The following is a 22,068-nucleotide window of genomic DNA, read 5'->3' as shown; positions in this document are numbered from 1 at the left end:
AGGGGCCTCAAAAGGCGAGAAAATCGGAACGCATTCGACTGTCGGACGGAATAATCGGGCGTTGTTCGCGGCTCGTCCCCTGGACTCCGGGCTTTTACGGATTCGTCCTTTTCAATTTTGGCTAGGCGCGTATAATGAATTCAATTTTTGATAGGGGCGCATAATGGCGTTGTTTTTTTCAAGATGGTTTCCATCCGCCGCGGAATGATGCGCTGAGCTGAGCGCGTCAATCGCGCTCTCATCGGCCACGTTCGTCGGCACTGCGCGACTTCGATCGGCGCAGGACCTTTGGTTTAAAACCTTTGGTTTGGATCCATTGGTTTGATTCAGGCGGCTCCTGTTCGGGGCGAGATTATCGTCGCGTCACGTAGGGTGCGTCACGAAGGGCAGGACACAAGTTTATTCGTTTACATGAGGTGCCGGTATTTCGGAATTGGCACCTGCCTAGCATGGATATGCCGCGCGAAGCGCATATCGACGTGTTGATTGTTACCGGCGGGAAGACTTTCGCCACTTTGGTTCAGGCCCTCCCGCCACTCTGTTTGCGCGCAGGTTCACGTCCTCAAGGGAGGCGATGATCATGCGGATGAGCGTCGGTTATTCGTTGAAGCCATTGATGAGTGCGTAGTGCCGTGACCAGGTGTCCTGCTTGCTCCGCCCGAGTTGAACTTGAGCACCGTTTCTGCTCGCAATGCGGCGCCGGTCTCAACCGTGCCGCCGACAAGTCTTCCGGGCCCTCAATCTCAGGTGCAATCGAGCGCGAAGCGCGATCCGCTTCGCAGCCCCCGAACTCGCGCGCGCAGCTGCTCACCGAAAACAAGCAGGTGAGCGTGCTGTTCGTCGACGTCTGTGACTCCACCTCATTGTTGCAGCACGCGGATCCCGAGGAATCCCGGAATTATCTCGGCAGGACGCTCGACCTGCTTGCCGACGCGGTTGAAACCTTTGGAGGCACCGTCAGCCAATTGCTGGGCGACGGCCTCGTTGCATTGTTCGGCGCCCCTCTGGCCCAGGAAGATCACGCCTTGCGGGCCTGCATGGCCGCTCTGAAGATGCAGAGGGCAACCGTCCCCGGCCACGAAACGCAAGGCGTCGCCAGCCCGATGCTGCGCATCGGCATCAACTCCGGCGAGGTGCTGGTCGGTATCGTCGGACAGTACCAATGGTCGCATTACGGTGCGGACGGCCAGACGATCCACATCGCGTCGCGGCTGGAGAAGCTGGCGCCGCCGGGCGGCATCCTGATCAGCGCGGCGACGCAGCGCCTGGTCGCACAGCAGATCGATACACGGCCGGTCGGAATAAAGCCCGTGCGCGGATTGGCCGTCCCGATCGAACTTCATGAAGTTCAGGTCGAGACCGAAAGTTCGGCGGCCGCGCCGTTGACGCGAAAGCAGCGCTGGGCACCGTTGGTCGGACGCCGGGAGCTGCTGCAGACGTTGGCGGGCGAGATCGAGACCGCCAGCAAAGGCGTCATGCGGACGGTCGGGCTGCGCGGCGATGCGGGCATCGGAAAGTCCCGCCTGATAGCCGATTGGACGGCAGCTCTGGCGGGCCAGGGGGGCGACGTCTGCGTCGTGCAGGCGAGGGGCTATGCAAGCACGACAGCCTACAGCACCGTCGCCGACTTGATCTCAAGTCTAGTGGGTTTGCCTCGCACGAGCGCGACGGAAGCCAAACAGGTCGCGGTGCAGGCCTTGCTCGCGAAGTGGCCGGCGGAAGGCGCTGACCACCTTGCGGCCGTGAGTGATCTGCTTGGGCTTGCCGTGCCAAGCGCAGCATGGCTGGCGCTCAATCCGGCGCAAAGGCGGCGTCGTATCGGCGAGGCGATGCTGTGGCTCGTTCGCCAGCGGGTCCAGGCAGCTCCCTTCGTGCTGGTGCTCGAAGATGTGTTCCTGGCAGATCGCGATAGTCGGCGGCTGTTCGAGGCCTTGTTGCCTCGGCTCCAGGATCTGCCGGTCCTGGTCTGTGTCAGCTACCGTCCGGATTTCGAGCACCAATGGGAACAGACGACGTGGTTCGCCGAGTACCTGGTCGAGCCGCTCCGGAACGGAGAGATGCTCGCACTCGCGCGGGCCTTGCTCGGTGATGATCCCTCCGTGCTTGGCGTGACCAGCGAACTGGTGCGCCGAGCCGACGGCAATCCCTTCTTCATGGAGCAACTGGTCATCACGCTGATCGATGACGGATCACTCGAGGGAACGCCGGGCGCCTACCGTTTGCAGCGGCCCCTTGGGGAGCTGCGAGTCCCAGGGTCGATAGCCGCCGTAATCGGGGCGCGGGTCGACAGGCTGCCCGATGCCGCGAAGTCGGCGTTGGAGGCGGCTAGCGTTCTCGGCGATCCCATTACGCGGGAACTGATCTCGGCGATGCAGGATGAAGACCTCGCGCGGACGAAGGAGTTGCTTGGTCTTTGCGTCTCATCCGGCCTACTGACGAGCTCCGATCCCGCGGGACGTCCGCTCGAGCAGCATGCTTTCGTGTTCCGTCATGCGCTGGTCAGAGACGTCGTACTGGGGGCTCTGACCCGTGCCCGTCTCAAGGCGCTGCATCGGCTCGCTTTCCTCGCCTTGCAATCGCAACCCGCCGCCGAGGACGCCAATGCCGCACCGGCCCTGGCCCATCATGCCTTCAAGGGTGAAGAATGGGAGCATGCGGCAAGATACGCCGTGAGGTCGATGGCACGTGCCATCTCGCGTTCGGCCAACCAGGACGCCCTGCAACTTTTCGAGATGGGCATCGAGGCGGCTCGCCGCGCCGGCGGCACGCGGACTGCGCAGGGCCTCGAACTTGCGCTTCGGCTGGAAGCGATCGGTGCCATGATGGCGCTCGGGCATATCGACGAGATCTTCAACAACATGGAGTGCGCGGAGGTGCTTGCCGCGCAACTGGACGACCAGCGCGCGCGCGCATCGGTCGCCACGCAGACGGCGGTGTTTCTGTGGATGCGCGGACGCTTCGAGCAAGGTCTGCGGCATGCCACTCAGGGTCTGGAAGCTGCCCGCCTCGCCCAGCGTCGCCACATGGCGATGGCGGCGCATCAAGCGCGCCTCCTGCACTTTCATGCTCTCGGGCGGTATGCGGAAGCGGCCACGGAAGGCCGCGTCCTGCTGGCCGACTACGCGCCCGAGTTGGCTGAGCACTACGTCCAACCCGGATGGGCTGTCATTCCCATCATCAACCTGTACGCATTCCATTCCAGCACCCTATGGCGCCTTGGCGATTGCGGAGCCGGGCACGAGGTCTGCGCTCGCGCCTATGAGATTTTGTCCAAGGTCGATCATCCGTATTCGCGTCTGATAGTCGACACGGTCCAGGCACAGATCTGGGTCGAGGAGGAGAAACTCGACAGTGCGGAGGCCTTGATGCGCAAGGCCGTGCAGCAATGCATCACGCACAAGGTGCCGACCACGCTGGCGGCTTGCTGCGGCGTGCTCGGCATTGCGCTCGCGCGCAATGGCAAGGCCTCTGAAGCAGTCGCTGTGCTGGAGAAGGGCTTCGCAGACCGCATCTACGACGCGGCCAATCCTTACGGCAGGACGTTCATGCGCGTCGGCCTCGGTATTGCCTATCGCGCTCTCGGACGGCTGGACGATGCGATCGGCACCGGACGCAAGGCAGTCGACCAGGCGGGCGAACAGTGCGGGCACCGGACGGAAGCTCTCTACGAACTGGCCGTGACGTTGCGGCACGCGGGTGACGAGCCGGCCGCCGAAGCGTGTTTCGCACAGACATCCGAGGCGGCGCGTCGTCTCGGCATGGCCTACTACCAGAAGCGGGCCGCTGCAGCGATTGCAAAGCGACAAGAGGATTGGCACCCAGCATGAAACTCTCGATGTATGAACCCGATGCCCTGCCGCCGGGAGCACGCAATATCTCCTATGGCATCTTTTGCTGGCTCAATCGTCACATCATCGTGCTGCGTGCGTTCGGCGCAGTGCTTCGGCACTGGCCCTTCGTGGGTGGCTGGCTCGGCATGGTAGCACGCGCCAGCGCCGTCAAAGATGTCCTGACAAGGACGCGCAGCTTTTCCAACACGGCGCATCAGGCCAACATGGTCTCCGGGACCTATCTGATCGGCATGGACCCCGGACCGACCTACGATTCCGACAGGGATCTTGTGCACGACCGGTTGGCTGCTCTGAACGTTCCCGTGGACTCTGATGACGAAGCCAGGCGACGGATCAATACTCTCAGCCACCCCGGAGCAGGCGCCTTCGATCTGATCGACGATTACCTGATGTGGGTCGTGTTCCACGCCATGAGGCCGCTTTTTGGAACGGCAACGGACGCAGTGGTTGCGGGGTCGGTAGCAGGGGCCGCACAGGGCAATGTCAATCAAGGCCTCCAACGACAGTACCTCCTGGAAATCCGATATGTCGCGGGGCAGTTGCTGGCGGGCAGTTTGGCGACGCTCGGAGTTCGGCGACGCGCGGAGACCTCTGGGGATGCGCTACAGACGCGGATCGATCGCGTGACCGGTCTCATCGGCACGGCGTGGGGTGTCACGAGCTCCACTGCGGACATTGAACGAAACGCGGTAGGCCTCGCCTGGATCTCGCATCCTGTCACGGTACAGTCGGGCGCCCTTGTCGTGCAGGAGCTCCTGGGACGGCCAAAAGTTTACGAACAGCTGCGATCGCAGGCCAAGGGGCTCGGCCCGTCTGTCTGGATCGACACCAATTTCCGCAACGTCGTGCGCGATCATGTGCTCGAACTCATGCGCTTCCGGCCGATCTTTCCGCTGCTGGCGCGTGATGTGCCGCGAGATACGGAAATGGAGACGGGCGCGCGGCGCAATGCCAAATGCTCGGGTGGCGGGAAGGTCTCACTCCTGTCGATCGCTGCCCTGTTCGATTCACGCGCGGTCCCCGATAGCGGCAAGTTTTGCCCGCATCGGAACTGGGGCAACGAACATGCCCTGCGCTATCTCCCATTCGGATATGGCTACCGCCAATGTCCAGCCAGGGACTATGCGGTCGAGATTCTAACGAGCGCGCTGATCGGCTTGCTGACCTTGCCCGGGCTGCAACTGGCGCGCGGTGAAGGCAAGGCTATCGTGTACGACGGGCCGCTGATGTCGTGCATGCGTATGCGTATCCCGTAAGCGCGGAGAAGGACAGCCATGCTTGAGATTGTCCGGCAGCAGATGATCTGCATCGTTGCGCCAGGCTGGCCCGGCGGCGGCGAAATTTCAAATTCCGTTTCCAGCGCGCTGAATGACCTGTTTAGGGACGTCGCGGTGGTGCATTTCGCGTCGATCGGGCTCCTGCCGGCAATGGCCGACGCGGCGGAGAAGCGGCCGTCGCTGATGCTCGAGCTTGCGGTCGAGGAGGGACTTCGCCCGTACGACCTGCTGTATCGGCTTATCTACCACGCCGGCGGCGCGATGTGGTCGCTCCTCGGCGGCATCTATTTCCCCAATGTCGAAGAGCCGGCAGATCAGCACAGGCAGCAATTGCTCGATCGGCTGATGGGCTGCATCAGCATCGCCGATGGCGCCTTCGTCGGCGCTCGCGACCGGTCGGTCCGGCAGATCCAGATGGAGGCGGACCTGCTCGAGCAGACGCGAATCGAAGCGCGGGTGCTGAAGCCCAAATACGGCAGTGACCGCACCGCGTTTGCTCTGGCGCTGGCGCGATGGGCATACACGAACCCTCGCTTCGAATGGGCGGCAGAACCTGCGCCACGATCCTATTGGCGCGGGAAGGGCGCTGGCATCGGCGCGAAGCTTGCCTATCCGGTGCTCGCGATCGGCCTGTGGTTCGCCGTTGTCTGGCTGGGTGGCGCGCTGCCGAGAGGGTTGATGCGGTTCGACGTCTGGTTCTTCGGACAACCTCATCCCATCATCCAGTCCATTCTCAACGCCGCGAGCGAGGCGAGCCGATGGCTGTCGGGAGTAAGCTGGCGCGGTCTGCTGGTGCTGATTGCGCTCGGGCTTCTCCTCTGGTTGTTCCTGGTCGCGCTGCCGGCGCTGTTTGCGCCCTGGAGACGCTGGCTGAACAGCATTCAGCGCGAGCTGGAGCGGCCGACAGACACGTTATCGTCGTTGTCCACCTATTACATCGGGTGGATCGTCATCGTACTGCTCGTCCCGGCCGTGACTGCGTGCGCCCTGGCTTACATGTTTGCTCCGAGTTGGCTCGCAAGCACGCTCGAGGCCTGGATCCCAAATCTTCCCGGATGGCAGCTCATCGCCATTGCGATCCTTGCGGTCGTCGTGGTGCTCTGCATCGGCGCGCTGTTTTCCTGGCTCAATAGCCAGTTCACGGCGCTGAGCGAAAAGTTCTTTCATCCACTCGAAGACGACGTTCCTCGCGCCCAGCAGATCCACCCATCGGTCGAGAAATGCGAGGCGGATCTGGTCGACGGGACCCAGCACATGATCAGCCTGACGGACATGCGCGGCCCGTATGGGTTGAGCGCGTGGTGCACCCGGGTGGTCCTGCGCATCGTGACGTTCGCCGGACGGGTGTTCTTCACGCAGGGATGGCTGGGAGATGCGCCGGGAATCCACTTCGGTCACTGGCACGTCATCGACAACGGTCGCCGTTTTCTATTCTGCTCGAACTATGACGGCAATTTCGGCGGCTACCTCGACGACTTCATCAATGGCGCTTCCAGCGGGACAACCCTCGCCTGGCGGTGGACGGAGCTGAACCCACGCGCACCGGCATCGGCCGGTCAGCCCGGCATTGCGGAGCCACGCAGCTTTCCGCCGACCCGCTTTCTCATCTTTCGCGGTGTGAAGTGCGAGTTGAAGTTCAAGTCCTACGCGCGCGACAGCATGCTTCCGCATCTCTACCATTTCGATGCGTGCAACACGACGATCGACCGGATCAATCTCGCCACCGGGCTGCGCGACGCCCTGTTCGGCGAGCGCAACGAGAAAAACGACGACCTGATCATGAGGGCCATCGAAACATGAAGCACGTGAAGTACGCGCCACATCTGTCCGATCATAGTCACGACATTCAGGGCATGCTGAGGAGTGGCTTCGGCTGGCTCAAATCCAGCCGCTTCTGGCTGCTGACGATCCGCGATGGCCGCGAGGCTCAGGCGCGGGCGTGGCTCGCGAAGCTCATTCACTCAGGGCTGGTCGTTAGTGCCAGACGCGTCGGGGAAGGCAGGGCGAAATCGGAATCATCGATCAGCGAAGCCGTGGCAGTCGCTTTTAGTTTTTCAGGGCTGAGAAAGCTGGGTTGTACCGAAGCCGAGACGCATCCGTTCCCAACTCCCTTCAGCAGCGGCATGGGGAGCGCATTGCGCAAGGAGCTGTTGAGAGACGCGTCGCGTGATGAATGGCGCTGGTCGGACGTTGAAGGCCACGACGGCCGCCAGACTGTCCACGTTCTCCTTGCGCAGTGGTGGTTGCTCGACGAAGCATCACGAATGGAAGCTCCCGATCCAGATGTATTCGTCGCCAGGACCGTCGAAAACAATCCTTGCTCGTTCAAGAAGAACAAAGACGGCAAACTGCACGAGCCGTTCGGATTTCGCGATGGCCTCGCGCAACCCGTGATCCGCGGCCTCAGAGAAGAGGGAGGAGCCGCGCTGAAGCAGGCCCGACGGGACGCCGGCCACTTCTATGAAGATCGTGTCGTCGAGCCCGGAGAATTCATTCTGGGCTATCGCAACGAGTATGACGAACTCACTTACTGTCCCAACGTGAAGGAGTGGCCGCAGTCCGGCGACCGCTTCACATTGAACGGAAGTTATCTGGCGGTGCGACAGATCCAGCAGGAGGTCGAGGCATTCGAGGAGTTCAGGAAAGCCAATGGCCAGGCCATCTGCGAAAAGCTGATGGGACGTCGGGAGGATGGCATGCCGCTCGGCTGGCAAGGTCCGCTGGGATCGGATTCGGCTGCCGACGCCTTCCGTTATCGCGTCGAGGACGCAAATGGTTTCGTCTGTCCCAAGGGGGCTCATGTGCGCCGGTCGAACCCGCGCGATTCCCTGGGTATCGATGTGCAAGCGAGCATCAAATCATCCAAGCTGCACAGGTTGCTGCGCCGCGGACGGCCGTATCGCGAGCAGACTGAAAGCGGCGCCACGCGCGACGGCCTGTTCTTCATAGCGTGCAATGCGGACCTCGAGCGACAGTTCGAGTTCATTCACCAGCGCTGGGTGCAGAACCCTCGGTTCGGGACCTTCCAAGACCAGGACGATCCGGTCGTGGGGTCGCGGCCTGCACCCAAAGCGTTCACCGTTCCCGGATTGTCGAGCGGCAGCGAGGTCACACTGGCCTCATTTACGGAGGCGCTCGGAGGTGGTTACTTTTTCCTGCCGGGGATCGCGGCGCTCAAGTTCATCGTTGGAGATCGCGCCGGTGCGAGGCCTATCCCATCGCACCATGTCGAGGCAGCGGCCTCCTGAGAGGCAAGACCTCGAAAGCCGCTAATCCTGCGGCTCCGACGCGGTGTCGCCTTGTGCGTCGATGCGCAGCCATCCGGAGGGCGCGAGGCGCTGCTGCGGCAGGAAGCGCGCCTTGTAGTCCATCTTCTTGGAGCCCTCGATCCAGTAGCCGAGATAGACATAGGGCAGGCCCTGGCGCCGGGCGCGGGCGATGTGGTCGAGGATCATGAAGGTGCCGAGCGAGCGGCCGACCTGGCTCGGCTCGAAGAAGGAATAGACCATCGACAGGCCGTCGCTGAGCACGTCGGTCAGCGCCACCGCCAAGAGCTCCTCGCCGCGGCCGGTGATGCCGCTGTCGGGACCGCGCCTGCGGTACTCGATGATGCGGGTTTCGACATGGCTGTCCTCGACCATCATGGCGTAGTCGAGCACGGTCATGTCGGCCATGCCGCCATGACGGTGGCGGGCGTCGAGATAGCCGCGGAACACCGAATACTGCTCCGAGGTCGGCACCGCGCTGCGCTGCTCGCCAATGACGTCGGCGTTGCGCGCCATCACCTTGCGGAAGTTGCGGGACGGGCGGAACTCGTTGGCGACCACCCGGACCGAGACGCAGGCCCTGCACTGGTCACAGGCGGGCCTATAGGCGATCGACTGGCTTCGGCGGAAGCCGCCATGGGTCAGGAGGTCGTTGAGGTCGCCGGCGCGGTCCCCCACGAGGTGCGTAAACACCTTGCGCTCATGCCGGCCCGGCAGATACGGGCAGGGCGAGGGCGCCGTGAGGTAGAATTGGGGGGTGTCGCGCGAGTGCTGGGTCAAGGGACGTCGTGGGCCTCCGAAACGGCTATCAGCATCGCGCTATGAAGGCCCATGGTCAATCGGTCAGCTCACAAGGTGGTTTAAGAGGCGTCCCGGTAAAATTCTCTAGTAGGTTCTCGCCGCCTGCGGCACGGGCGAGCGGATCGAGTTGTTGATTACGACTGTTCCCAGCACGATGTCGTGCAACAGGCGCCGGCGACCGTTGAACAGGCCGACGAGGACCACAAACGGCGTCAGGAACGAGATCGATACCCAGAACAAGACCGCGTGCATCGCACCCAGCACGAAATAGCCGGGCGTGCCGTACCAGGTGCGCAACTCCAGATCCATCACCCGCATGCCGACCGTCGCCGAGTGCGGTCCGCCGATGCAGGCACCGTAATAGACCACGGCCCAGATCACCGAAGCCGGCCAAGCGAGCCAGAACAGAGCCCAGCCGAGGCCGAGCGTGACCACACCGAACACGGCGATGAAGATGTAGCCGAGGATCACCGGGACCGAGATCACGATGAGGTCGATCAGGAAGGCGAACACCCGTCGCGTCGACACACCGCGGAACAGCTCCGGCTGGAGGTAGGGATCATAGGCATGCGGCGGAACCCCGCCGTCATTGCGCCAGGGCCCTGAGTTGGAGCCTGAATTGCCCTGCTCCGAATATGACATGGTCCGTCCTTCCGATCGGAAATACCCGTGCCACGACATGGGATCAGGCCGTCCCCGTGCCAAGGCCGAGGAGACTAACAAGCGGAAATATTTCGGCGATTCGGGGGCGGTGACGTGGAGGAGGGCGCCACTCGCACAATGTCGTCCTGGCGAAGGCCAGGAGGTGAACTCAGGGGACCCATACCGCGGAATATATCGATCGCCGGCGGTGCCGGTCCCACGGCGACGATTCTTCGCCAAATCACCCGTCGGGGTAATGGATCCTGGCTTTCGCCAGGACGACCCGATGAGGCCAAGCGCTCCTAGGCCTGCGCTCTGATCTTCTCCGCCGCCTTCGGCGCGAAATACGTCAGGACGCCGTCGGCGCCGGCGCGCTTGAAAGCGAGGAGGCTCTCCATCATCGCGCGCTCGCCGTCGAGCCAGCCGTTGCCTGCGGCCGCGGCGATCATCGCGTATTCGCCGGACACCTGGTAGGCGAAGGTCGGCATTGCAAACGTGTCCTTCACCCGCCGCACCACGTCGAGGTAGGGCATGCCTGGCTTCACCATCACCATGTCGGCGCCCTCGGCGATGTCGAGCTCGACTTCGCGCAACGCTTCATCGGTGTTGGCGCTGTCCATCTGATAGGTACGCTTGTCGCCTACAAGCGTCTTGGCGGAGCCGATGGCGTCGCGGAACGGGCCGTAGAAGGCGGAAGCGTATTTCGCCGCATAGGCCATGATCTGCACGTCGAGCAGGCCGGCACGGTCGAGCCCATCGCGGATCGCGCCGACGCGGCCATCCATCATGTCGGAGGGCGCGATGATGTCGCAGCCGGCCTCCGCCTGCACCAGCGCCTGGCGTACGAGCACTGCGACCGTCTCGTCATTCAGGATCTTCCCGTCGGCGATCAGGCCGTCATGGCCATGGCTGGTGAAGGGATCGAGCGCGACGTCGCAGAGAATGCCGATGTCGGGGAATTCCTTCTTGATCGCCCGTACCGCCTGGCAGACGAGGTTATCGGGATTGGTCGCTTCCGACCCGTGCTCGTCACGCAGCGCGGCTTCCGTGTAGGGAAACAGCGCAAGGCAGGGGATGGTCAGCTTCAGCGCGCGCTCGGCCTCACGCACCGCCTGGTCGACGCTGAGCCTTTCGACGCCCGGCATCGAAGAGACAGCCTCGCGCTTGTTGCTGCCGTCGATCAGGAACAAGGGCCAGATCAGATCATCGGTGGTGAGCACGTTCTCGCGCACCAGGCGCCGCGCCCATTCCGCCTTGCGGTTGCGGCGCGGGCGGATAGTCAGATCGAGAGCAGGGGAGGCTGTTGCACTGCCACGTGCCACCTCGCGCAATTCGATCGGACGTCCGTACTTGATCGCCATCTGACATATCTCCGAAACTAGAACTATTCTTATACCAGCTCGCATGGTTCCCGTCACCGCGGCTGAGCTGCCGCAATCAGGCAGCAGCCGATTGATTTTGCCGGGCGAAGCAGCCAGAAGAAGCCATGTCCGAGATCTCAACCCGCGATGCCGCCCGCGACGGCGCCAGGGATAACGCCAGAGACAGCGCCAGAGACAGCGCGATGTCGGTGGCCGCGCTGTCGTCCGGGCGGTCCGCGTCCGACGAGAACGTCTGGACGCGGCGGCTCGTGCTGTTCCTGCGTGTGATGGCGCTGCTCTCGATCCTGAAGGGTCTCTATCACTGGGCGCAGGTGACGGGCTTCGTCGGCGGTGAGGACGATGCGTTCGAGAACCAGTCGATGGCCTGGCAGGCCGCAACCGTCTACTTCGCGGTGATCGAGCTCGTCGCAGCCGTCGGCCTGTGGCTCGCTACCCCCTGGGGCGCGGTCGTATGGCTCACGACGGTGGTGTCGATGGCGGTGATCGAATTGATGTTCCCCGGCATCTATGGCGGCAGCCTCGTCGTCGTCGGGGTCGAAGCTTTCATGCTCGCCGCCTATCTCGCGCTCGCCTGGATGGCCGCGCGCGAGCGTCCGCCATAGCAATTCGGATTTTCCAATTCGCGTGCTCCGGTCGCTGCGCAGCGCGCCGCGCTTGCGCTGTGGTGCGTTGCAGGGCCGGGGCCATCTCGCCGCGATCTGGTCCGGCTCTCGCGTCGCGTCATTTCATGACGCGCTGCGTCCGGGACACGAGAATATTGCTCTTGGTTGATCGAAAGTTGCTTTGCATTTGAGGCAAGTTTTCGAAGATCGCACGCGTTCCGCCACAGCTCTTACGCGCCCGTTTCGAAACAGGGCAGGGCTGTTCTGGAATGCGACAAGTGGTGCGGACGGAGGGTGAACAGGACCTTGCCACCGTCAACAGAGGGTTGCGAAAAGTCCTTGCTACACAGGCTTAATCCGCGATTCACTGTCTTAAATTCATGATCTCTTTATTCTCTTATTTAAGCTGATCTTCAAACGCCTCCCCTTAAGTTGCGGCTATCAGGCGAGACAAAAGTTTCGTCGAATGAGTGTCGACAAAAACGACAACAGGGGAAGTGTCATGATGAAAGCCGTCGCAACTGCGGCAGATACCGCGGAGCGCGTCGCCGGCCAGCAGGGCTCGGTGCAGTCGCTCTATCTGGAAGCTTTGACTCTTGTGGAGCGGCTGCATCGCCGCCTGCTCGACGTCATCAAGGATGAATTCGATCGTCGCGGCCGCGCCGACATCAACTCGGTACAGGCGCTGCTCCTCTACAACATCGGCGACAAGGAGCTGACCGCGGGCGAGCTGCGCACGCGCGGCTACTATCTCGGCTCCAACGTCTCCTACAACCTGAAGAAGCTCGTCGAACTCGGCTTCCTCGATCATCAGCGCTCGCGCGTTGACCGCCGCTCGGTACGCATCCGTCTGACCCCGCAGGGCCAGGAAGTTCGCCGCATCGTCGATGCGCTCTACCAGAAGCACGTCAAGACGGTGGAGCAGGTCGGCGGCATCTCGGGCGAAGAGTTCTCCACGCTGAACAAGTCGCTGCATCGCCTCGAGCGGTTCTGGACCGACCAGATCCTGTATCGGCTCTGAGTTTTTCGGAGGGATCAAGGTCAAGCCGGCCCAAACAAGACCGGCACGCCCTTCCGTACGTGCCTGAACTTCCCCAATCGCGCCGGCCCGGCATCGCCCGGACCGGCGCGTTTTGTTTTTTTGCATCTGCGAAAAAAAAGCAGCGCCCGGGCGGAACCAGCCGGAGGCTCGCGGCTTATCCCCTTCGGATCGGAGGCGTGCGATGCTGGTCGAGCGCGGACTACAGACGATGAACGTGGAGATCGTGAGCGAGGCGTATGCCATCGCCGCGAATTATCTGCGCAGGGCCGGCGCGCTCCCCGATACGCTCGTCACCGATGAGCGGCTGCTGAAGATCATCGTGCAGCTGTTCCAACATGGCGAATTCAACAAGATCAGGCTCGCCAACAAGGCGATTGCGAAATTCGAGGCCGCCTTCGAGGCCGAAGCGTTTGCCTGACAGCATTCCCCAAAATTCAGATCAAGCAGAGGATGCCATGGAAGCCGCCATCGACCGCATCATGAAGACCTATGACCTCTTGGCCAACCGCACCGCTGCAGCGAGTGAGGAGGCGAGGGCCAAGGTGACGAACTACCTCAATACGCTGGTTGAGGCGGGTGAGAAGGACACCCATAGATTGACGGTCTGCGGCCTGACCTATCTGCGTCAGCTCGACGGCAGCATCGACCCGGTGAAGTCGGGTTATACCGGTTTGTGAGGAGAGGCGGCCAAGTCCATCTGAAAGCCGGCAGAACCGGCTGCCGGCGTCGTTTGGGTACCATCAGGCGGCGGGCGTGATGGCGGCCGTCCGTTAACGATCGGCGAGCGCCCAAGGCGAGCGCTCCCGTGCGCCCTCCCGGGGCCTCCAAATCCCGCGATCCCCACCATATCTGGCATAATTGTCGCCCCTGACCCGCAAAAGCTTGGCCGGGGCCGGCCGATGTGGTAGATCGCGCGTGCTTCCAACCGCCACACAAGACCGACCGTAGCCCGCCAAAAAGGCTGCGGCGGTGGAGATATTCGCCGATGACTTCCGTAAAAGCCGCCTCCGCGCCCGATTCGTTTTTCACGGCCTCTGTTGAACAGGCCGACCCGGAAATCGCCGCCGCCATCAAGGGCGAACTCGGCCGTCAGCGCCACGAGATCGAGCTGATCGCCTCCGAGAACATCGTCAGCCGGGCCGTGCTGGAAGCGCAGGGTTCGGTGATGACCAACAAATATGCGGAAGGTTATCCCGGCGCGCGATACTACGGCGGTTGTGAATGGGTCGACGTTGCCGAGAACCTTGCGATCGATCGCGCCAAGCGGCTGTTCGGCGCCAAGTTCGCGAACGTGCAGCCGAACTCCGGCAGCCAGATGAACCAGGCGGTGTTCCTGGCGCTGCTGCAGCCGGGCGACACCTTCATGGGCCTTGATCTGGCCGCGGGCGGCCATCTCACCCATGGCTCGCCCGTCAACATGAGCGGCAAGTGGTTCAAGGCTTCGCATTACACGGTACGGCGCGAGGACCAGATCATCGACATGGACGCGGTCGCCAAGCAGGCCGAAGAGGTCAAGCCGAAGCTGATCATCGCCGGCGGCTCCGCCTATTCGCGCGCCTGGGATTTCAAGCGCTTCCGCGAGATCGCCGACAGCGTCGGTGCTTATCTGCTGGTCGACATGGCGCATTTCGCCGGCCTCGTTGCCGGCGGCGTGCATGCATCGCCGGTGCCGTATGCGCACGTCACCACGACCACGACGCACAAGTCGTTGCGCGGTCCGCGCGGCGGCCTGATCCTCAGCAACGACGAGGTGCTCGCCAAGAAGCTCAACTCGGCGATCTTCCCGGGTCTGCAGGGCGGCCCGCTGATGCATGTGATCGCGGCCAAGGCGGTCGCCTTCGGCGAGGCGCTGCGTCCGGACTTCAAGGTCTATGCGAAGAACATCGTTGAGAACGCCAAGGCCTTGGCCGAGACGCTGAAGGGCCATGGCTTCGACATCGTCTCCGGCGGCACCGACAACCATCTGATGCTGGTCGATCTCCGGCCGAAGGGCCTGAAGGGCAACGTTTCGGAGAAGGCGCTGGTTCGTGCTGCCATCACCTGCAACAAGAACGGCATTCCCTTCGATCCGGAAAAGCCCTTCGTCACCTCGGGCCTGCGTCTGGGCACGCCGGCGGCCACGACCCGCGGTTTTGGCGTCGCTGAATTCCAGCAGGTTGGCGGCATGATCGCCGAGGTCCTGAACGCGATCGCACAGTCCGACGACGGCAAGGCGCCACTGGTGGAAGCCGCGATCAAGGAACGGGTCAAGGCGCTCACCGATCGCTTCCCGATCTACCAGTAAGGCCGGATAACAAGCGGATGCGCTGTCCCAACTGCAACAGTCTCGATACGCAGGTTAAGGACTCGCGTCCGACCGAGGACTCGTCAGTGATCCGCAGGCGGCGCATCTGCGTCGCCTGCAATTTTCGCTTCACCACGTTCGAGCGCGTGCAACTTCGCGAGCTCACCGTGATCAAGCGCAACGGCCGTCGCGTGCCGTTCGACCGCGACAAGCTGATGCGCTCGGTGCAGATCTCCTTGCGCAAGCGGCCGGTCGAGCCCGAGCGGGTGGAGAAGATGGTTTCCGGCATCGTGCGCGAGCTCGAAACCGCCGGCGAAGCCGAGATCTCCTCGGAGGTGATCGGCGAGACGGTGATGGAGCATCTGCGCACGCTCGACGACGTCGCCTATGTGCGCTTCGCTTCCGTCTACCGCAATTTCCGCGAGGCCAAGGATTTTGCCGACGTGCTCGGCGAGCTCTCCGGTGAGGAGGAAGCGCGGCTCGCCGCGATACGCAAATGATCTTCCGCATTCTGGAGGATCAGCTCGCGCAGAAGGCCCGTGAGTCCAAAGACGTTGATCGCCGCTTCATGCAGCTTGCGCTGGCGCTCGGCCGGCGCGGGCAGGGGCGCACCTGGCCGAACCCGGCGGTCGGCGCCGTGATCGTCAAGGACGGTGTGATCGTCGGGCGCGGCTGGACGCAAGCAGGCGGCCGCCCGCATGCGGAGCCGGAGGCCTTGCGGCGCGCCGGCGAAGCAGCACGCGGTGCCACGCTCTACGTCACGCTCGAGCCCTGTTCGCATTTCGGCAAGTCGCCGCCTTGCGCGGACGCCGTGATCGCGGCCGGCATCAAGCGCGTGGTGGCGGCGATCGAGGATCCCAATCCCGAGGTCGCAGGACAAGGCCACGCGCGCTTGCGCGCCGCCGGCATCAGCGTCGATGTCGGGCTCCGTGCTGCGGAAGCGGCCTACGATCATGCCGGTCACTTCCGCCGTATCCGCGACAAGCGCCCGCATGTGATCCTGAAGCTGGCAGTCTCGCCCGACGACAAGATCGGGGCGGCCGGCGGCAAGCCGGTTGCGATCACCGGGGAGGCTGTGCGCAACCGCGTGCACCTCCTGCGTGCGCAGAGCGATGCCATTCTGGTCGGCATTGGCACGGTGTTGTCCGACGATCCGATTCTGACGTGCCGGCTGCCGGGCATGGAAGCACGTTCTCCGGTGCGCATCGTGCTCGACCGGAATTTACGCATTCCGGCGTCGAGCCAGCTCGTGCATTCCGCTCGCGGGACGCCGCTGTGGGTGATCGGCTCCGAACTCGCGGAAGCTGCTGCAGCCACGCGGCTCGGTGCAGCGGGTGCCCAGGTCATGCGCATTCCGCCCGGCAGCACACCGGGGCTCGATCTTCCTGCGGTGCTGCACGCGCTGGCCGAGAAGGGCGTCACGCGGCTGATGGTCGAGGGCGGCAGCCACGTGGCCTCGTCCTTCGTCGCGGCCGATCTGGTTGATGAAATCTGGCTGTTCCGCGGAAGCGAAGCAATCGGCGCCGGCGGCGTCGATGCGCTCGATGCATTGCCCCTGTCGAAAATCACGCAGTCGCCCGCCTTCAAGGTTCGTGCTAGCGAAACATTCGACAGGGATACTCTCACCATCTACGAGCGCGCTTAAATGTTCACCGGCATTGTCACTGATATCGGCGAGATCGTTAGCCTGACGCCGACGGCGCAGGGCCAGTTGCATCGCCTGCGCATCGCCTGTCGCTACGATCGTGCGACCATCGCCGATGGCGCATCGATCGCCTGCAACGGCGTCTGCCTGACGGTGGTGGCTTCCGGCGTCGATGGCGCCAAAGACCCTGCTAAAAGGACTTGGTTTGACGTCGACGCCGCGGCGGAGACGCTGGCGCTGACGACGGCCAAGCGCTGGAAGGTCGGTACGAAGCTCAACCTCGAGCGCGCCCTGAAGATCGGTGACGAGCTCGGCGGCCATATCGTCGCGGGCCACGCCGACGGGATCGCGACCCTCGTCAATCGCGACGACTTGCCCGACATGGCGCGGTTCGAGCTCAAGACCACGCGGGAGCTCGCGCGCTTCATCGCAACCAAGGGGTCGATCACGCTGGACGGCGTGTCCTTGACCATCAATACGGTCAAGGACGTGACCTTTTCGGTCCTGATCATCCCGCACACCCTCAGCGTCACAACCATCGGTGCCTGGCGCGCCGGGGACGAGGTCAATATCGAGGTCGACCTGATGGCCCGCTATGCGGCGCGGCTGACCGAAATGAAGTGACGGCAGAAAAGATCGTCATGCGCGGGCTTGACCCGCGCATCCATCCTCTTAAGAGGTCTTGATCCGATGGATTGCCGGGTCAAGCCCGGCAGTGACAGAGTAGGTTTACGATGGCAGACGCGCGGCGCGCACCCCTGAAGGACCAGACCGACATTTCCGGCGCGCGTGCGCTGATTGTCGAAGCGCGCTTCTATGACGACCTCCAGGATGCGCTTTTGGAAGGTGCGGTCGCTGAGCTGAAGGCGGCCGGCCTGACCCATGACGTGATTACGGTTCCCGGAGCGCTGGAAATCCCCGCAGCCGTGGCCATCGCGGTCGACGCCGCCGCGGGCAACGGCAAGCCCTATGACGCCGTCATCGCGCTCGGCTGCGTGATCCGCGGCGACACCATCCATTTCGAGATCGTCTCGCAGGAATCCTCGCGCGCGCTGATGGATCTCGCCGTGGCGCGCAAGCTTCCGCTCGGCAATGGCATCCTCACCGTCAATACCGAGGACCAGGCCTGGGCGCGAGCGCGCGCCAGCGAGCTCAACAAGGGCGGCGATGCCGCGCGCGCGGCGCTTGCGATGCTGCGCATCAAACGCCGGCTGGCGCGGGCGTGACCATGGCTGATACCGGCAAGAAACAGCCCGGCGGGGCGGAGAAAAAGGCGAACCGGCGCGGCGCCGCGCGGCTCGCCGCCGTCCAGGCTCTCTACCAGATGGACATTGCGGGCGCCGGCATCAACGACATCTTCGCCGAGTTCGAGAGCCATTGGCTCGGCAACGAGGTCGAAGGCGACAAATATCTGCCGGCGGAAGCGGCCTTCTTCCGCGACGTCGTCTCGGGCGTCGTGCGCGACCAAAAGAAGCTCGATCCCCTGATCGATGAGGCGCTGTCGAAGGGCTGGCCCTTGAAGCGAATCGAGGCGATCCTGCGTGCCGTGCTGCGGGCAGGGGCCTATGAATTGCAGCATCGCAAGGACGTGCCGGGCCGCGTCGTGGTCTCCGAATATGTCGACGTCGCCAACGCCTTCGTCGATCGCGAGGAGACCGGCATGGTCAACGCAGTGCTCGACCAGATCGGCCGCCACTTTCGCGGCGACGAGTTCGGGCGGTAGTCGTCACACGTTCCGCTGTCATTACCCGCGAAGGCGGGTGATCCAGTACGCCGCGGCAGCGGTAATTGATCTCGGGCGTCTCGGCGTACTGGATCGCCCGGTCAAGCCGGAGATGACAGTCATCTTGGGACTAACGCCGATGGCACATGCGAAAGATATCTCCGGCGAAGACTCCCTCATCGCGCGCTATTTCAAGCCGCTGGCGACAGACCCCGGCGCGTTCGGGCTGGTCGATGATGCCGCCATCCTGAAATCTTCCGGCGAGGACATCGTCGTCACCACCGACGCCGTCGTTGAAGGCGTGCACTACCTTGCCGACGACCCGCCCGACACCATCGCGCGCAAAGCGCTGCGGGTGAACCTGTCCGATCTTGCGGCGAAAGGCGCCACGCCCGCAGGCTTCGTGCTGACGCTGGCGCTCCGCAGCAAGGACGATGCCTGGCTGAAACCATTCGCCGCTGCGCTGGGCGAGGACGCCAAGAGCTTCGCGTGCCCGCTGCTCGGTGGCGACACGGTCTCCACGCCCGGGCCGCAGATGATCTCCATCACCGCCTTCGGTCGGGTGCCGTCGGGGCGGATGGTCGGCCGTACCGGTGCCAAAGCCGGCGACCGCATCATGGTGACCGGCACGATTGGCGATGCCGCGCTCGGCCTCGATGTGCTCAAGGGCGGTGCTGCCGCGAAGGCACTGGCATCCGATCCGGTCGCACGCGACAGCTTGGTGACGCGCTACCGCATCCCACAGCCGCGCAGCGCGCTGGCACTGGCCGTGCGCGAGTGTGCGAGCGCTGCGATGGACGTCTCCGACGGGCTCGCCGGCGACCTTGCCAAGCTCTGTGCAGCCTCAGGCGTGTCGGCCACGATCGATACGGCCAGCGTGCCGCTTTCCGCACCGGCCGCCGGCCTCGTTGCGCGCGGCGCCGTCGGGATCGAGGCGTTGCTGTCCGGTGGCGATGACTATGAGCTTCTGTGTGCTGTTCCTGAGTCGCGCTGTAACGACCTGATTGCGGCCGGCCGGGCGGCAGGTGTCGCCGTGACCGCCATCGGAATGATAGTGCCGGGAAATGAGGCGCCGCGTTTCCTGGATGGCGCGGGCCGGGAACTGGTCCTCAAGCGGCTGTCCTACAGCCACTTCTAGCAATTTCCGCGAAACGGGTGACATCGATCTAAATAGCTGCCGAGATCGACGATTTTCGCCCGCTCCGGCGTTGCACGGGCATGGCGGATTTGGCAAGGTCCCCGCCCATCGGGGTTACTCGAAGAAGTGGTCCCGCTTAAAGGCGCCACTCCGTCACAACGGGAAAAAATCGGCGCTGGGGGTACATCAAGGATCTGAGGCAAAATTCACATGACAGCATTATGGTTGATAGTGCTCTGCGGAGTGCTCTCTGTCGTCTACGCGATCTGGGCGACGTCTTCGGTGTTGGGCGCGGATGCGGGGTCGCCGCGCATGCAGGAAATCGCCGGAGCGGTCCGTGAGGGCGCGCAGGCCTATCTGCGACGCCAGTACACGACGATCGGCATCGTCGGCATCGTCATCTTCCTGCTGCTTGCCTATTTCCTGGGTATCTACGTCGCCGTCGGCTTTGCCATCGGCGCCATCCTGTCGGGGGCGGCCGGCTTCATCGGCATGAACGTCTCGGTCCGCGCCAATGTGCGCACCGCGCAGGCCGCGACGACGTCGCTCGCCGGCGGTCTCGAACTCGCCTTCAAGGCGGGCGCCATCACCGGCATGCTGGTGGCCGGCCTCGCGCTGCTCGGTGTGACGCTCTATTTCGGCTTCCTGACCTATTCGCTGAAGCTTGCACCTGACAGCCGCACCGTCGTCGACGCCATGGTGGCGCTCGGCTTCGGCGCCTCGCTGATCTCGATCTTCGCCCGTCTCGGCGGCGGCATCTTCACCAAGGGTGCGGACGTCGGCGGCGACCTCGTCGGCAAGGTCGAGGCCGGCATCCCCGAGGACGATCCCCGCAACCCGGCGACGATCGCCGACAACGTCGGTGACAACGTCGGTGACTGCGCCGGCATGGCCGCCGACCTGTTCGAGACCTATGCGGTGACCGCCGTCGCCACCATGGTTCTGGCGGCGATCTTCTTCGCCAAGACGCCGATCCTCGCCAGCATGATGACGCTGCCGCTCGCGATCGGCGGCATCTGCATCATTACCTCGATCATCGGCACTTTCTTCGTGAAGCTCGGGCCGAGCCAGTCGATCATGGGCGCGCTCTACAAGGGCCTGATCGCAACCGGCATCCTGTCGCTGATCGGCATCGCCGGCGTGATCTACTACCTGATCGGCTTCGGCAAGCTCGAGGGCGTCGACTACACCGGGGCGGCGCTGTTCGAATGCGGCGTGGTCGGCCTCGTCGTCACCGCGCTGATCATCTGGATCACCGAGTACTACACCGGCACCGACTATCGTCCCGTGAAGTCGATCGCCCAGGCCTCGGTGACCGGTCACGGCACCAACGTGATCCAGGGCCTCGCGGTCTCGATGGAAGCCACCGCGCTGCCCGCGATCGTCATCATCGCCGGCATCCTCGTCACCTACAGCCTTGCCGGCCTGTTCGGTATCGCGATCGCGACCGCCACCATGCTGGCGCTCGCCGGCATGGTCGTCGCGCTCGACGCCTTCGGCCCGGTGACCGACAACGCCGGCGGCATCGCCGAAATGGCGGGGCTGCCCAAGGAGGTGCGCAAGTCGACCGACGCGCTCGACGCGGTCGGCAACACCACCAAGGCGGTGACCAAGGGCTACGCGATCGGCTCCGCCGGTCTCGGTGCGCTGGTGCTGTTCGCGGCCTACAACCAGGACCTCAAGTTCTTCGTTGCGGACTCCGCGCACCATACCTACTTCGCCGGCGTCAATCCGGACTTCTCGCTCAACAACCCCTACGTCGTGGTGGGCCTGCTGTTCGGTGGCCTGCTGCCGTATCTGTTCGGCGCGATGGGCATGACGGCGGTCGGCCGTGCGGCCGGCGCGATCGTGGAGGAGGTGCGGCGCCAGTTCCGTGAGAAGCCGGGCATCATGCAGGGCACCGACAAGCCGGACTACGGCAAGGCGGTCGACCTTTTGACCAAGGCTGCGATCAAGGAGATGATCATCCCCTCGCTGCTCCCGGTGTTGTCGCCGATCGTCGTCTACTTCGTGATCTACGCGATCGCAGGTGGCGGCGCGGCCGGCAAGTCGGCGGCGTTCTCGGCCGTTGGCGCCATGCTGCTCGGCGTGATCGTCACGGGTCTGTTCGTCGCGATCTCGATGACTTCGGGCGGCGGTGCCTGGGACAATGCCAAGAAGTACATCGAGGACGGTCACTTCGGCGGCAAGGGCTCCGACGCCCATAAATCCGCCGTGACCGGCGACACCGTCGGCGATCCCTACAAGGACACGGCCGGCCCCGCGGTGAACCCGATGATCAAGATCACCAACATCGTGGCCCTGCTGCTGCTGGCGATCCTCGCGCACTGAGCGCGGACACTCAACAAAACAATCCCCGCGGTGCGAACTGCGGGGTTTTTTCTTGAGAGGATAAGGACTAAGGACCTCTCACCA

The 22,068-nt window shown here is 63.7% G+C and carries 19 protein-coding genes; 16 read left to right on the top strand and 3 right to left on the bottom strand.

Features of this window, described 5'->3' with window-relative positions:
• The first annotated feature begins 824 nt into the window (after nt 1–824).
• Genes ACV1FX_RS30190 through ACV1FX_RS30175 form a run of 4 tightly spaced genes read left to right on the top strand, consistent with a single transcriptional unit; the run spans nt 825 to nt 8,376 of the window.
• Entirely contained in the window at nt 825–3,827 is a 3,003-nt protein-coding gene (locus ACV1FX_RS30190; RefSeq protein WP_473121198.1) for an ATP-binding protein, read from the top strand.
• Complete coding sequence (locus ACV1FX_RS30185; protein ID WP_473121197.1) at nt 3,824–5,107, top strand: cytochrome P450; 1,284 nt, start codon at nt 3,824–3,826, stop codon at nt 5,105–5,107. The genes ACV1FX_RS30190 and ACV1FX_RS30185 overlap by 4 nt, the downstream gene beginning before the upstream one ends.
• An 18-nt stretch (nt 5,108–5,125) precedes the next feature.
• A complete protein-coding gene (locus ACV1FX_RS30180; protein WP_473121196.1) occupies nt 5,126–6,928 on the top strand; it encodes a hypothetical protein in 1,803 nt (600 codons plus the stop codon).
• Nucleotides 6,925–8,376, top strand: coding sequence for a Dyp-type peroxidase (locus ACV1FX_RS30175; protein WP_473121195.1), 1,452 nt, complete (start codon nt 6,925–6,927; stop codon nt 8,374–8,376). The genes ACV1FX_RS30180 and ACV1FX_RS30175 overlap by 4 nt, the downstream gene beginning before the upstream one ends.
• Before the next feature lie 21 nt (nt 8,377–8,397).
• Here ACV1FX_RS30175 and ACV1FX_RS30170 read toward each other — a convergent pair whose 3' ends face one another.
• The 3 genes from ACV1FX_RS30170 to hemB form a co-directional block, all read right to left on the bottom strand.
• On the bottom strand, nt 8,398–9,174 hold the full coding sequence (locus ACV1FX_RS30170; RefSeq protein ID WP_473121194.1) for an arginyltransferase: 777 nt from the start codon (nt 9,172–9,174) through the stop codon (nt 8,398–8,400).
• A gap of 105 nt (nt 9,175–9,279) precedes the next feature.
• A complete protein-coding gene (locus tag ACV1FX_RS30165) occupies nt 9,280–9,837 on the bottom strand; it encodes an RDD family protein (protein WP_473121193.1) in 558 nt (185 codons plus the stop codon).
• A 302-nt stretch (nt 9,838–10,139) separates the two neighbouring features.
• A complete protein-coding gene (gene hemB, locus ACV1FX_RS30160; RefSeq protein WP_473121192.1) occupies nt 10,140–11,198 on the bottom strand; it encodes a porphobilinogen synthase in 1,059 nt (352 codons plus the stop codon).
• Between the two features lie 125 nt (nt 11,199–11,323).
• Between hemB and ACV1FX_RS30155 the strand changes: the two genes are divergently transcribed.
• The 12 genes from ACV1FX_RS30155 (at nt 11,324) to ACV1FX_RS30100 (ending at nt 21,984) form a co-directional block, all read left to right on the top strand.
• The gene (locus ACV1FX_RS30155) at nt 11,324–11,821 is read left to right on the top strand and encodes a DUF6163 family protein (protein WP_473121191.1); all 498 of its coding nucleotides are present in this window, start codon (nt 11,324–11,326) and stop codon (nt 11,819–11,821) included.
• Nucleotides 11,822–12,323: 502 nt separating this feature from the next.
• The gene (gene ldtR, locus ACV1FX_RS30150) at nt 12,324–12,842 is read left to right on the top strand and encodes a transcriptional regulator LdtR (RefSeq protein ID WP_027522899.1); all 519 of its coding nucleotides are present in this window, start codon (nt 12,324–12,326) and stop codon (nt 12,840–12,842) included.
• Nucleotides 12,843–13,044: 202 nt separating this feature from the next.
• Nucleotides 13,045–13,281 (top strand): hypothetical protein, encoded by a 237-nt coding sequence (locus ACV1FX_RS30145; RefSeq protein ID WP_027522898.1) that lies wholly within the window; start codon nt 13,045–13,047, stop codon nt 13,279–13,281.
• A 37-nt stretch (nt 13,282–13,318) separates the two neighbouring features.
• Nucleotides 13,319–13,540 (top strand): hypothetical protein, encoded by a 222-nt coding sequence (locus tag ACV1FX_RS30140; protein ID WP_473121190.1) that lies wholly within the window; start codon nt 13,319–13,321, stop codon nt 13,538–13,540.
• 308 nt (nt 13,541–13,848) lie between these two features.
• Nucleotides 13,849–15,147 (top strand): serine hydroxymethyltransferase, encoded by a 1,299-nt coding sequence (gene glyA, locus ACV1FX_RS30135; RefSeq protein ID WP_473121189.1) that lies wholly within the window; start codon nt 13,849–13,851, stop codon nt 15,145–15,147.
• A gap of 17 nt (nt 15,148–15,164) precedes the next feature.
• Nucleotides 15,165–15,647, top strand: a complete 483-nt coding sequence (gene nrdR, locus ACV1FX_RS30130; protein WP_473121188.1) for a transcriptional regulator NrdR — start codon at nt 15,165–15,167, stop codon at nt 15,645–15,647.
• Nucleotides 15,644–16,792: a bifunctional diaminohydroxyphosphoribosylaminopyrimidine deaminase/5-amino-6-(5-phosphoribosylamino)uracil reductase RibD gene (gene ribD / locus ACV1FX_RS30125; RefSeq protein WP_473121187.1), complete on the top strand. Its 1,149-nt coding sequence runs from the start codon at nt 15,644–15,646 to the stop codon at nt 16,790–16,792. The genes nrdR and ribD overlap by 4 nt, the downstream gene beginning before the upstream one ends.
• Nucleotides 16,793–17,416 (top strand): riboflavin synthase, encoded by a 624-nt coding sequence (locus ACV1FX_RS30120; protein ID WP_473121186.1) that lies wholly within the window; start codon nt 16,793–16,795, stop codon nt 17,414–17,416.
• A 110-nt stretch (nt 17,417–17,526) separates the two neighbouring features.
• Complete coding sequence (gene ribH, locus ACV1FX_RS30115) at nt 17,527–18,018, top strand: 6,7-dimethyl-8-ribityllumazine synthase (protein ID WP_473121185.1); 492 nt, start codon at nt 17,527–17,529, stop codon at nt 18,016–18,018.
• A 2-nt stretch (nt 18,019–18,020) separates the two neighbouring features.
• Entirely contained in the window at nt 18,021–18,515 is a 495-nt protein-coding gene (gene nusB / locus ACV1FX_RS30110) for a transcription antitermination factor NusB (protein WP_473121184.1), read from the top strand.
• A gap of 139 nt (nt 18,516–18,654) precedes the next feature.
• Nucleotides 18,655–19,653, top strand: coding sequence for a thiamine-phosphate kinase (gene thiL / locus ACV1FX_RS30105; RefSeq protein WP_473121183.1), 999 nt, complete (start codon nt 18,655–18,657; stop codon nt 19,651–19,653).
• A 210-nt stretch (nt 19,654–19,863) separates the two neighbouring features.
• Nucleotides 19,864–21,984 carry a sodium-translocating pyrophosphatase gene (locus ACV1FX_RS30100; RefSeq protein WP_473121182.1) on the top strand — a complete coding sequence of 707 codons (2,121 nt, stop codon included), beginning with the start codon at nt 19,864–19,866 and terminating at the stop codon, nt 21,982–21,984.
• Nucleotides 21,985–22,068 lie beyond the last annotated feature (84 nt).

It is taken from the genome of Bradyrhizobium ingae, from assembly GCF_055791185.1.
Note: the sequence above shows the minus strand (reverse complement) of the source record. Positions and strands in the feature narration are given on the sequence as shown.